Consider the following 12,547-nt stretch of genomic DNA (forward strand, 5'->3'; position numbering starts at 1 on the left):
ATAAGAAAATCGATATGAATACAAGATCAATAAATATTTTAATGCTTGCCTTAACGCTCAGCATATTCTTTGGATGTAAAGAAAATCCTGAGGAAGGGGATGACGCTTCCAGTGAAACTGCAACTACTAATACCGAAGAAGGTGAAAATCACGGTGAGGAAGGAGATGAAGAACACGGTGAAGAAGAAGGCGGGATGCGTTCAGTACATCTTTCAGAGATGAAATTCAATAGTTTGGGCATCAAAGTAGATACCTTACCTAAAAAAGCTTTGTCCGGTATTGTGGAAGCCAATGGCCAGTTAGAAGTGCCGCCACAATATGAAGCTACCGTTACGGCAATTTTAGGCGGTAATATAACTTCTATAAAGGTTATTGAGGGGGATAAGGTAAATAAAGGTCAGGTGTTGGCTTATCTTTCTCACCCAAATTTAACCAGAATGCAGTCTGATTATATTAATGCATATAGTAGGATGCAATTTTTGGAAAAGGAATTTGAAAGACAGAAACGTTTATATGAAGCAGAGGTAGGATCTGGAAAAACTTTTCAACAGACCCAATCCGATTACCAGTCTGTACAAGGTGAAGTACGGGGGTACGAATCACAATTACGCCAGTTAAACCTAAATGCTTCCCAGGTTAGAGACGGTGAATTATATGAATATATTCCGGTAGTAAGCCCAATTGGAGGTTATATAGAAAAAGTACTGGTGCAGATAGGACAGTATGTGGAGCCGCAAACCAGCATGTTTATGGTAGTTGATAATGAACATGTTCATGCCGATCTAATGGTTTTTGAAAAAGATATTTATAAGGTGAAAGAAGGCCAAAAGATTGCGTTTACACTGGAATCGGTTCCAGGCAGTAATTTAACCGGGGAAATTTATTCAGTGGGGAAACAATTTGAACAAAACCCCAAAGCGGTACATGTGCATGCAGAAATCGATAATAAAGAAGATTTTCTAATTCCGGGGATGTATATAAACGGAAAAATCAGGACGGGTGAAGAAGCTGTTCCTGCCTTACCGGAAGAAGCAATAATTGAAGAAGAAGGAAATCCCTACATCTTTACGGCCCAAAAACACCAGGAAGATGGTGAAACCGAGTGGGAATTGAAACCGGTGCAGGTAAGAACGGGAATAACTGAAGATGGTTGGGTTGAAATTAAACTGCTGGAGCCTCTGCCTGAAGGTACTTTGGTTGCTTATAATAATGCCTATTATCTGGTCTCTGAAATGCAGAAAAGCCAGACTTCCCATGGTCATTAAATTAAAAAAAATAGATGGATGGACTCTCTGTTAAATGTTTGTCTTGATTAAAATTCCAGAGGGTTCATCCTTAATACTAAATTAAAACCACAGTAATGAAAGAAATAAAAGCATTTATAAAGCCAAAACGGGTTCAAATAGTGATAGAATCCCTTAGCGAAAGCGGATTCAAAAGTATGACGCTGTCTCAGGGGGAAGGTACCGGAGCATTTAAAGCAAAAGGCGCATCACCTTCTTTAGATTTCCGTGTAACCGACAGCCCGGTGGTAAAGTTAGAACTGGTATGTCAAAATGAAGAAGCACAATCGGCTATCAATATCATCCTGGAAAACGGGAAAACACCGGATCCAGGTGATGGCATCATTTATTTGTCTGACATTGAAGATGCTTTCAAGATAAAAACCGGGGAATCCTTAAAGCGTTAAATTTTCTAAACCCTTTTACGCCCAATGGAAAAAATAGTAAAAAAGTTAGAAAGCAAAGGCATCCGCCCTACGGCAATGCGCCTGATGACCTATAAACGGTTGGCACAATTGAATGTGGCCATTAGTTTAGGCGACCTTGGGAAAGATTTCGAAAGCTCGGAAAGGAGTACGCTTTTCCGTACTATGAAGACATTTGAAGAAAAAGGAATTGTGCATCAAATTGAGGATGGCACCGGCATCATTAAATATGCCCTGTGTGAAGACAATTGTGAATGCGAGGTGGGTAACGACCTTCACTTACATTTTCATTGCAATAGTTGCGGGGAAACCGTGTGCCTTACAGAACATAAAATCCCTCAGATAAATCTGCCCGAAGGTTACGTGGCAGAGGATATTAATCTGGTGGCTAAGGGAGTCTGTGAGAAATGTAGCAATGACTTGGATTAAGTTTTTTGATTTAAAAAATTGGAACAATGATGAAAATTTATAAAAAAGAAAACAAGGTATATATGGTAGCTCAAAATAGATTGGATGCTACCGATTATGACAATTTGATATCTCAATTAAAAAACCATATACAGGCAAACCATAAAGTATACTGGTATATTGAAATGGAAAATTTTGAGGGGTGGACTGCAAGTGCGTATTGGAAGGGCATTGAACTGAAACTTCCGAATGAAGAACGCGTTAAAAAGGTTGCATTGGTGGGAATTACAAAATGGCAGGAACAGTTTACCGAAGTTTTGATACCCTTTACAAAGGCACATATTAAATTCTTTAGCCTTGAAGAAAAACATTTGGCCAAGGAATGGATGGAGAAAGGAAATCATTAAAAAAGTTAAATAAATTTAAACAGAAAGATTATGATGGACAACTGGAATTTTGGGGGAATGCACTGGATATGGTGGGGGCTTTGGATAATCCTCATCTTTTGGATATTCTTAATTCCTTATCCCACCCCGGGACAAAATAGACGGAAGGATAAGGCTATGGAAGCCCTGAGAGAACGATACGCCCGGGGCGAGATAAGCGATGAGGAATTTGAACAAAAGAAGAAAGTCCTTCAGGATAAGAAGAAGTAGTTATAAGGCACAGGCATCGAAAGCGATGGCACCTATGGCTTATAAAAGAAGGTAAAAATGAAAAAACGCAAAGTATTTGTTTTTATATTCATTGGATTAGCCCTTGGCTTATTTATAATACAGCCCCTGGTTATTTCACTCCACATGTATGACATGCAGGGAGGTAATGGCGAATGGTGGAAATCTCTGCTTGCTTCATATCAGCAGGAAGTTAGTTCATGGGATTTGGATCAAGCCATCATCAAATTGCTATTTGGACTGCTGGGCATTGCCTTGTCGCTTATGTTTATGGTCAGGCAAAGAATATTTCAATTGACCGGAAGAAGAGATAAGCTGGAGGAGATCAGGGAGCTGATTGCGGCAGGAGAAAACCAGCAAGTAGAATTTAAATCTACCTTGAGATGGGATTTGAGGCAGTTTAAACCGAATAAGGCTTTGGAGGACGTAATAGCAAAAACAATTGCCGGGTTTATGAACACCCAAGAAGGGCATTTAATTATCGGAATTGATGATGAAGGTAGTATTCTGGGGCTGGAACAGGATTGCGGTACTTTAAAAAAACCTGGCAAGGACGGGTTTGAGCAATATATAATGCAATTGGTGTCCCTCAAGTTCGGCACTCATTTTTGCCCTTTGGTTAAAGTGGCCTTTTACCAATTCGAAGAAAAGGATATCTGTTATGTAAGGGTTCACAAATCACAAAAACCTGTGTATTTGAATTTGGGCGATCGTTCGCATTTCTTTATCAGAACCGGGAACGGAACCCGCGAGTTGGATATGCCTGAGGCTCTGGAGTATTTGGAGATACACTTAAATTAATATAAACCCTATAAAATTGAAAAAATGATATAGGTATTGGACATAGAAAAAGAAAACTTGATTGCTGCTAAAATCAATGGTAGAATCACGAAGAAGGATATAAAAAACCCATCCGCTAATCCACAATATCATCGAAAAAAGTCATAAAATTTGTAGGCGAAAAAAATAGCAGGAATGGGTCGTTAAAGCTACTCATTTCTTTACCGGTTCAGAAGTCAAATATTTTGACCTTCAGGATAAGGAACAAGCAAAAAACTGGATACAAATAACTAAGGATATGAAAAAACTAAAAATCAAAATTCCCGTAATCCTTCCACAGGTACCTAATGAAAAAGACGCTTGTGTGGAAAGGCTAATTAAGGAACTGGAAGCCGAAAATGGCCTTGAAAAAGTCCACATAGCGGATGATCAGGAAGATACGGTGCCACAATTGTGCTTTCATTACGATCCGGATATAATTTCTATTGACCGCATTCAATCATTGGCAGAAAGAACCGGGGCTGAAATTACCGCGAAATATGGACATTTGCTTATAGAGGTTGAGGGGATTAGACATACCCGGCATGCAAGGACTATAGAAAAGAGTCTGTTGAATATCAATGGTGTTTTGGAAGCTTCCGCCAATGCCGGAGGAATGATCCGTTTAGAATATGATAAACGGGAAACAAGTTTTGATGAGATAACTACAAAGCTCGAAAAAGAAAACCTACAAGTTAAAAAAAGCTCCTCTGCTGAGAATAAGGGCTTTAAATCTGCCGAAAAGAATCCTCAAAATTTAAATAAAGAAAAGGTAAGGGATATAGAAGAACAAAAGCATAAAGATACTGATCTCCAGAATCATAGAGAAGCGGATAGCCACGGGGCCGGGGAAGAACATTCCCACGCCCACGGAGGTATTTTTGGGAAAAACACCGAACTTATTTTTGCTATTATTTGTGGTGCTCTTTTGGGTATTGGTTTTGGTTTGTCCTACGTAACATCAATACCGGAATGGGTCAGCTTATCCCTATACATAGGTGCCTACTTTTTTGGAGGTTACTTTACAGCAAAAGAAGCCATACAGACCGTAGCCAAAGGTGGATTTGAAATTGATTTTCTCATGTTGGTCGCAGCTATAGGAGCAGCTATTCTTGGGGAATGGGCTGAAGGAGCTTTGTTATTATTTCTCTTTAGCCTGGGGCATGCCTTGGAGCATTATGCAATGAACAAAGCACGAAAATCTATAGCTGCACTGGCAGAACTGGCGCCAAAAACAGCTTTGGTTAAGAAAAATGGTAAAACGGAAGAAGTTGGTATCGAAAAACTCAATATTGGGGATATCATTGTGGTGAAACCAAATAGTAAAATATCTGCAGATGGCGTAGTGGTAGATGGGCAGAGTAGTGTTAACCAGGCTCCAATAACCGGGGAGAGTGTACCGGTAGATAAAGTTCCCGTAGAAGATGTTGAGAAGGATTACTCAGAGGTAGATGATATTAAAGATGAAAACCGCGTTTTTGCCGGAACGATCAATGGGAACAATACTTTGGAGATTAAAGTTATCAAAGCAGCCAAAGATTCAACGCTTTCCCGATTGGTGAAACTGGTTAACGAAGCTCAGACTCAAAAATCGCCTACCCAGTTGCTCACCGATAAATTTGAAAAATATTTTGTGCCGTCCGTCCTTATTTTGGTCGGGATTCTTTTGTTTGCTTTTTTAGTTATTGACGAACCCTTTAGCGCCAGCTTTTACAGGGCGATGGCCGTATTAGTAGCTGCAAGTCCCTGTGCGTTGGCAATCTCGACCCCAAGTGCTGTATTAAGTGGAGTGGCCAGAGCTGCCCGTGGCGGGGTATTAATTAAAGGAGGGCGCCCTCTGGAGGACCTGGGGGTTATTACCGCCCTAGCCTTTGATAAAACCGGAACTCTAACGGAAGGAAAGCCAAAACTTACCCAAGTGGTGCCACTTGGGGATATTTCAGACAATGAACTTCTCAAAATAGCAGTAGCCGTGGAAGGTCTTAGTGATCACCCCCTGGCCAAAGCTGTAGTTCGTGATGGAAAAGAGCGTCTGGAAGGCGAGGAAATCCCAAATGCCTCTAATTTAGAGGCAGTTCTGGGTAAAGGGATTAAAGCATCATTTGGCAATGATAAAATCTATATAGGTAACCTCGACCTGTACGAAGGGCTTGATGAGAGTACACCTTCCGAAAAAATAGCTACGAAAGTGCGTGGTCTTGAAGGTGGTGGAAATACAACAATGCTTATACGAAAAAATGAAGAATATATAGGCATCATTGCATTAATGGATACCCCTCGTGAAGCCGCCAAGGGAACCCTTAAAAAATTAAAAGAAATAGGAATTAAACGAATGATCATGCTTACTGGTGATAACCAGAAGGTAGCAGACGCAGTAGCAGAAGAAATAGGATTGACCGATGCCTGGGGTAGTTTATTACCGGAAGAAAAAGTGGATGCTATAAAAGAATTAAAAGAAAAGGAATCCAAGGTGGCAATGGTGGGCGATGGCGTTAATGATGCCCCTGCCATGGCAAACAGCACTGTAGGAATAGCTATGGGTGCTGCGGGAAGTGATGTAGCCCTGGAAACGGCGGATATTGCGCTAATGGCCGATAAGTTGGAAACCCTGCCCTTTGCCATAGGTTTAAGCAGGAAGGCAAAGGCGATTATCAGGCAAAACCTTTGGGTTAGCCTTGGTATTGTGGCCCTGCTTATACCTTCAACCATATTCGGCTTGGCAAATATTGGAGTGGCGGTAGTAATCCATGAAGGTTCGACGCTTCTGGTGGTTTTTAATGCGTTAAGGCTTTTGGCTTATAAAAAAGATTAGATCCGGACTTAGACTGTTTTTCGAAAGAATATAAAATGACAAAAACGGAAAAAAAATTATCGTCAAAAGGGATACGTCCCACTGAAATGAGGTTGAAAATTTACAAATACCTCAAAAGGAAAACTTATGCAGTAAGTTTAAATGAAATGCAAAAAGTCTTTATCAATAAAAATATCAAAACAGCCAATAAGACCACTTTCTACAGGGCGATAAAGCTCTTTGAGAAAAAAAGCATGGTGCACCAAATTGACGATGGAACTGCTTTTGCAAAATATGCGATTTCCGATGAAAACGCCAAAGGTAAACACAGTACAGATTTACATATGCACTTTCATTGTACCAATTGTAAGAAAACAATCTGTTTACCAAATAAAATATCGGAAGAGAGTTTGCCAAACCAGTATGAGGTGAACGATGTGAACCTAGTTTTAAAAGGGATATGTAAAAACTGTAGTAAAAAATAATAGGTGGGAGTGCCTTAAGCCTGAATCCCAGCCCCCAATGGTCAAGCTTAAGGTTTTTTCCACCGTAACTAACTTAAAAAAATGTGAATATGGAAAAATTTGATGTAACTATAATAGGATCTGGCCCGGGCGGGTATGTAAGTGCGATCCGTTGCGCCCAATTAGGATTAAAAGTAGCCATTATTGAAAGGTACAACACGCTTGGCGGCACCTGCCTTAACGTGGGCTGTATCCCGTCAAAAGCCTGGTTGGAAGCCTCTGAGCATTATTACAAACTCAAGCATCAATTCGAAAATTTTGGGATTGATGTTAAAGAGGCCAATGTCGATATCCTGAAAATGAACCAAAGGGTTCAGGATGTGGTACAGGAAATCATCAATGGTGTTGATTATCTGATGAAAAAGAACAAGGTTGCCGTCTATCAAGGCCACGGCACCATCAAGGACAAAAACACGATTGAGATTAAGGGCGGGGACAAAACGGAAACCATAACAACCGATAAAATCATCATTGCCACAGGGTCCAAACCCGCTTCACTGCCCAATATTAAAATAGACAAAAAGCGTATCATCTCTTCCACCGAAGCCCTTGCCCTACAGGAAATCCCCAAGCACTTAATGGTCGTTGGGGGTGGCGTTATCGGTGTTGAGATAGGTTCCGTATTCGCCCGCCTGGGTTCAAAGGTTTCCATAGTAGAATATTTTGATAGCCTTATCGCCACTATGGACGGCGCACTGGGACATCAATTGCACCGTTCCCTTAGAAAACAGGGAATTGATTTTTATTTGGAACATAAGGTGACAAACGCAACGGCAACTGAGGATAAAGTAGAATTGAAAGCGGAAAATCTTTCCGATAAAGAAGAAATGAGTTTAGATGGCGATTACTGTCTTATGGCCATTGGCCGAAAACCATACACCGCCAGTTTAGGGCTTGAAAATATAGGAGTGGAAACCAATGAGAAAGGACAGATAACGGTAGATAAAAACCTTGAAACCAATGTCAAGGGTGTGTATGCCATTGGGGATGTAATCCGGGGGGCAATGCTTGCCCATAAAGCCAGTGAAGAAGGCGTTTTTGTAGCCGAAAGCATAGCAGGTCAAAAGCCACATATCAATTATTCCCTTATCCCAAATATCGTGTACACCCAGCCTGAGGTCGCCGGTGTAGGCTTGACGGAAGAAGAACTGAAGAAGACCAATAGAAGTATAAAAACGGGCTCTTTTCCCTATAAGGCAAACGCACGGGCGAAGATAAGTATGGATACGGATGGTTTTATCAAGGTAATCGCAGATAAGGAAACCGATGAGATATTGGGCGTGCATATGATAGGCCCTCGCATAGCAGACAGTTATACCGAAGCGGTGGTAGCGATGGAATTTAGGGCGGCTGCCGAGGATATTGCAAGAATGTCACACGGTCACCCCACATTTTCCGAGACCTTTAAGGAGGCCTGTCTGGCAGCTACCGAAGACAGGGCGTTGCATATTTAAAGTTGACCTAACAGTAAGTTCTTAAAAATTAAGACGCTACTGAGCTTTTTGAAATATTAAGGTTTAAGTAATGAACTCAAAAAACAGATAAGATAAAATGGGGCAATCAGTTCGAAATCAATCCACTATTGGGTATATCAGGGAAACGGCAACAAAGTTCCTCGACAGGGAAACAGCTGGGGGGATTTTTTTAATAATTGCTACTATAGTTGCCCTTCTTTTAGCTAATTCAAAGTGGGCAGGTGCCTATCATCATTTTCTTGGCGATGAATTGCTTTTTGAATTTTCCGAGCATCTTAGTTTTGGGCTAACAATTGAAGAATGGATCAATGATGGCCTAATGGCAATTTTCTTTTTGGTTGCCGGCCTTGAATTGAAGAGGGAGGTTATGGTGGGGGAATTATCTTCAATTAAAAAAGCCTCAGCCCCATTGTTGGCAGCTTTAGGTGGCATGGCAGTTCCGGCCCTCATTTTTATTAGCCTAAATTTAGGCACTGAAAATATAAAGGGTTGGGGCATCCCTATGGCTACCGATATCGCATATTCACTAGGGATTATTGGCCTACTGGGAAAAAATGTCCCCAGGCAGTTAAAAACATTTTTAATAGCCCTCGCTATTGCTGACGATATAGGTGCCATATTGGTGATAGCATTGTTTTATAGCAACGAGTTGAGCTGGATATACCTTGGATCGGGCATGGGGGCATTTGGGTTATTATTATTAATGAATTGGACTGGGATCAAAAATTTGATTTGGTATATTATTATTGGGATCATCTTATGGTATTGCTTCCTTAATTCGGGGATCCATCCAACTATTGCGGGAGTACTTTTTGCCATTACCATTCCAATAGTGCCCAAATTAGACAGTAAAATATTAAAAGAAAGGACCGCCACAAACGTTACTAATCTTGAGAAAACAGAGCTGGAAAAATTAAATCCTCTTCAGGATAAAAAACAACAAATAATTTTAAAAGCTATTAAAACAGATACTGAGAATTCAAGGCCTCCTTTGCTCAAACTGGAAAATTCCCTTGTTGATTTCAATGCTTTCTTTATCATTCCAATTTTTGCAGTCGCGAATGCGGGAGTAAAGCTCGATGTAAATTTAATTGAGGTTGTTTCCGGTTCTTTAGGGCTGGGGATCCTTTTGGGATTAGCTATTGGGAAAGTAACAGGGATTGGTATTTTTACATTGATCGGGCAAAAACTTGGAGTTTCCGAATTACATATTACACTAAACTGGAAACATATAATTGGAATTGGTATGATCGCGGGAATTGGCTTTACCATGTCCCTTTTTATTACCAATCTCGCATTTAATGATCAGGAATTGATTAAAATTTCGAAAATAAGCATTTTGATAGCTTCATTACTTGCAGCTATTGGCGGTGCGGTAATTCTCTTATTAACTTCCAATAAAGGAAGGAAAAATATAGTTAAGTGATATGGGAGAAATGAACAAAAGTACTTTTATAGTAAGTCAAATGGACTGTCCTTCAGAAGAACAGATGATCCGGATGAAATTGGAATCTTATGCTCAAGTGAAATATTTGGATTTTGATATACCCAATCGAAAACTTGAAGTATATCACCTTGAAGGGAATGAGGAAATCAAAGCCTCGATTTCAGAATTAAAATTAGGTGATAAATTTATGGGGACCGAAGAAGCCGAGCCTCCCGTAATAGAAGACCAATCCAAACAGAAAACAATCCTTTGGTGGGTCCTGGGGATAAATTTCGGCTTTTTCATTATCGAAATGACCACGGGGTGGATTTCTTCTTCTATGGGCCTAATTGCAGATTCTTTGGATATGCTGGCAGATTCGATAGTATATGCGCTAAGTTTATTTGCAGTAGGTGGTGCCATTTCCAGAAAAAAGAAGGTGGCAAAATTCAGCGGCTACTTTCAAATTGCATTGGCAACACTTGGTTTTGCAGAGGTATTAAGAAGGTTTTTTACAAGTAGTGAAACACCAATGTTCGAATGGATGATCATAGTTTCCATTTTAGCCTTACTGGGGAACCTTATTTCGCTCTGGTTGATAAATAAGGCCAAAAGTAAGGAGGCGCATATGCAGGCCAGTGCTATTTTTACGTCCAATGATATCATCGTAAACGGCGGGGTGATACTGGCCGGGGTGCTGGTCTATTTTCTGGATAGCAAATGGCCCGATTTGGTAATTGGCGGCATCGTTTTCACGTTTGTAATGCGGGGCGCCATAAGAATTTTAAAATTATCTAAATAATGCAAATATATGTTGCACAAGACGTTGGGCAAGAATAAGGAAATTATGAATAAAAGTAGTGTAGCATTATTAATTTTACTGTTGTTGGTAATAGACCAGGCCATAAAGATTTATGTGAAGACCCATTTTTATTATGGCGAGGAATATTTTGTGTTTGGCCTGGATTGGTTTCGCTTACATTTTTTGGAGAATGCCGGCATGGCCTGGGGCTTTAAATTTGGCGAAGGTTATCTGGCCAAATTTGTTTTAATACTATTTCGCTTCGTAGCCGTTATTTGGGGGACCTTTTATATCAAAAAGATGATACGTGAAGGATATGCAAAAGTCTTTATAATCTGTGCCGCATTTATATACGCAGGTGCATTGGGCAATTTGATTGACGGTGCATTTTACGGACTGATTTTTGAAAAAAGTGATCCCGCACTTCGCAATATTGCAGAAATATTCTCCTCAGGCGGTGGTTATGCCGGATTTTTAAATGGCAATGTGGTGGATATGTGGTACTTCCCTATTATTGATACAAGGCTTCCGGAATGGCTGCCATTATGGGGAGGTAATGAATTTACTTTTTTCGACCCTGTATTCAATACCGCAGATGTTTGGATTAGCACGGGAGTGATTTTACTCCTGATCTTTCAAAGCCAACAAAAAAAAGACCAGAAAATATCGGATAAGAAAAAGTTGAAATATACTGAAAGTAACAGGACAATTATAAAAATCGATTAGTTATGAACGCTTGGCTTTGGGTAGTAGTATTGGGATTGGCAGCTTGGGCTGCCCATTGGGGTGCTGATCAACTCCTTACCCCTTTAAAGATGCTGCGCAAACAATGGGGGCTTACTGCTTCTGCAGGGGCAGCTTTCCTGGCTATTGTAACAGCGAGCCCTGAAGTGGCGATAAATATTACGAGCGCCGCCCGTGGGGTATCTGATATCGGGTTGGGGAATTTGCTTGGTTCCAATATCATTTCCATTCCGCTCATGGTAACCATTGCATACTTTGCTTCCAGAAGAAAGTTTAAAAACAATAAGGAGCATCAAAAACATTTGGATGCCAACCTGCTGGCCCTGAACAAACGTTCCGTCTCGGTATTATCTATCCCCTATCTGGTAATTATCGGGTTGGTGGCTATATTAACGCTTCCCAAAGCCTGGCGTGGATTACAACCCATTGATGGGTGGATCATGCTGGCTGCCTATGCGGCTTTTTTAACGCATGCCATTATAAAAGGCAGGGAAAAGGGTCAGAAGGTAGAATGGGATAAAAAGAAAATATGGCTTTCGGTTGCAGGGGCCCTGGCCATAGCCGTGGGGGCTTTTTTTATTGTAAAAGCTACCGAAAATATTGTTTCGGCACTGAATATTTCCGAAATTGTTGGAGGGTTGTTTATCACCGGAATTATGACTACCGCCCCTGAAATATTCAAAACATGGAGTGTGGTAAAGGGAGGTGAAGTGACTGCGGGTACCACCAGTGTGATTGCAGATAATGCCGTTACCATGACAGTGGCATTTTTCCCCCTGGCACTGGTAACGACCCCAATCGAAGATTTCCAGTTGTTTTGGGTCAACCTGGCTTTTGTAGGACTGATGCCGCTTTTATATTCAGTATTTGTCCATCAAAGCAAGGAACTTCACGGGTTCAGCAGATGGCAGATATTCGTTTTCGATGCAGCGTATATTGTATATCTTTTAACTATGGTGTTTTTTGTTCTAAAACTATTTTAAAAAATGAAGGAGGATTTATTTAAGGATTACCAGGAGAGGCTTAATGTGCTGGATGAAAATATTAGAGCAGTAGCATTAAAATATGCAAGGGATTTCTATTTGAACAAAAATTGTTCAAAAGAAGAGGCTATTGAGCGTGGCATCGTAAAGGCAGAGATGGAAAAAAGGAATTTAGATAGAAATGGATAATATA

The 12,547-nt window shown here is 40.6% G+C and carries 14 protein-coding genes; all 14 read left to right on the plus strand.

Going from position 1 to position 12,547, the window contains the following annotated elements:
* The first annotated feature begins 14 nt into the window (after window positions 1-14).
* The 14 genes from AO058_RS06250 to AO058_RS06315 all read left to right on the plus strand — a co-directional run bounded on the left by AO058_RS06250 (window position 15) and on the right by AO058_RS06315 (window position 12,543).
* Window positions 15-1,265, plus strand: a complete 1,251-nt coding sequence (locus tag AO058_RS06250; RefSeq protein WP_173636774.1) for an efflux RND transporter periplasmic adaptor subunit — start codon at window positions 15-17, stop codon at window positions 1,263-1,265.
* Between the two features lie 95 nt (window positions 1,266-1,360).
* Window positions 1,361-1,690 (plus strand): P-II family nitrogen regulator, encoded by a 330-nt coding sequence (locus AO058_RS06255; protein ID WP_057482983.1) that lies wholly within the window; start codon window positions 1,361-1,363, stop codon window positions 1,688-1,690.
* Between the two features lie 24 nt (window positions 1,691-1,714).
* On the plus strand, window positions 1,715-2,137 hold the full coding sequence (locus tag AO058_RS06260) for a Fur family transcriptional regulator (RefSeq protein ID WP_057482984.1): 423 nt from the start codon (window positions 1,715-1,717) through the stop codon (window positions 2,135-2,137).
* A gap of 26 nt (window positions 2,138-2,163) precedes the next feature.
* The gene (locus AO058_RS06265; RefSeq protein WP_057482985.1) at window positions 2,164-2,523 is read left to right on the plus strand and encodes an STAS/SEC14 domain-containing protein; all 360 of its coding nucleotides are present in this window, start codon (window positions 2,164-2,166) and stop codon (window positions 2,521-2,523) included.
* Window positions 2,524-2,553: 30 nt separating this feature from the next.
* Window positions 2,554-2,772, plus strand: a complete 219-nt coding sequence (locus AO058_RS06270) for an SHOCT domain-containing protein (RefSeq protein WP_008615618.1) — start codon at window positions 2,554-2,556, stop codon at window positions 2,770-2,772.
* Between the two features lie 57 nt (window positions 2,773-2,829).
* Window positions 2,830-3,591, plus strand: coding sequence for an AlbA family DNA-binding domain-containing protein (locus AO058_RS06275; RefSeq protein WP_057482986.1), 762 nt, complete (start codon window positions 2,830-2,832; stop codon window positions 3,589-3,591).
* 277 nt (window positions 3,592-3,868) lie between these two features.
* Entirely contained in the window at window positions 3,869-6,421 is a 2,553-nt protein-coding gene (locus tag AO058_RS06280) for a heavy metal translocating P-type ATPase (RefSeq protein WP_057482987.1), read from the plus strand.
* A gap of 35 nt (window positions 6,422-6,456) precedes the next feature.
* The gene (locus AO058_RS06285; protein WP_057482988.1) at window positions 6,457-6,885 is read left to right on the plus strand and encodes a Fur family transcriptional regulator; all 429 of its coding nucleotides are present in this window, start codon (window positions 6,457-6,459) and stop codon (window positions 6,883-6,885) included.
* A gap of 89 nt (window positions 6,886-6,974) precedes the next feature.
* Window positions 6,975-8,378 (plus strand): dihydrolipoyl dehydrogenase, encoded by a 1,404-nt coding sequence (gene lpdA / locus AO058_RS06290; RefSeq protein WP_057482989.1) that lies wholly within the window; start codon window positions 6,975-6,977, stop codon window positions 8,376-8,378.
* A 97-nt stretch (window positions 8,379-8,475) separates the two neighbouring features.
* The gene (nhaA, locus tag AO058_RS06295; RefSeq protein WP_057482990.1) at window positions 8,476-9,825 is read left to right on the plus strand and encodes a Na+/H+ antiporter NhaA; all 1,350 of its coding nucleotides are present in this window, start codon (window positions 8,476-8,478) and stop codon (window positions 9,823-9,825) included.
* Window positions 9,826-9,835: 10 nt separating this feature from the next.
* Window positions 9,836-10,627, plus strand: a complete 792-nt coding sequence (locus AO058_RS06300) for a cation transporter (RefSeq protein ID WP_217806691.1) — start codon at window positions 9,836-9,838, stop codon at window positions 10,625-10,627.
* A 45-nt stretch (window positions 10,628-10,672) separates the two neighbouring features.
* Window positions 10,673-11,353, plus strand: a complete 681-nt coding sequence (locus AO058_RS06305) for a lipoprotein signal peptidase (RefSeq protein ID WP_041579156.1) — start codon at window positions 10,673-10,675, stop codon at window positions 11,351-11,353.
* A 2-nt stretch (window positions 11,354-11,355) separates the two neighbouring features.
* Window positions 11,356-12,354, plus strand: a complete 999-nt coding sequence (locus tag AO058_RS06310) for a sodium:calcium antiporter (RefSeq protein WP_013073444.1) — start codon at window positions 11,356-11,358, stop codon at window positions 12,352-12,354.
* A 3-nt stretch (window positions 12,355-12,357) separates the two neighbouring features.
* The gene (locus AO058_RS06315) at window positions 12,358-12,543 is read left to right on the plus strand and encodes a hypothetical protein (RefSeq protein WP_013073443.1); all 186 of its coding nucleotides are present in this window, start codon (window positions 12,358-12,360) and stop codon (window positions 12,541-12,543) included.
* Window positions 12,544-12,547: the final 4 nt, after the last annotated feature.

Source organism: Salegentibacter sp. T436 (assembly GCF_001932675.1).
Taxonomy (GTDB): Bacteria; Bacteroidota; Bacteroidia; order Flavobacteriales; family Flavobacteriaceae; genus Salegentibacter; species Salegentibacter agarivorans.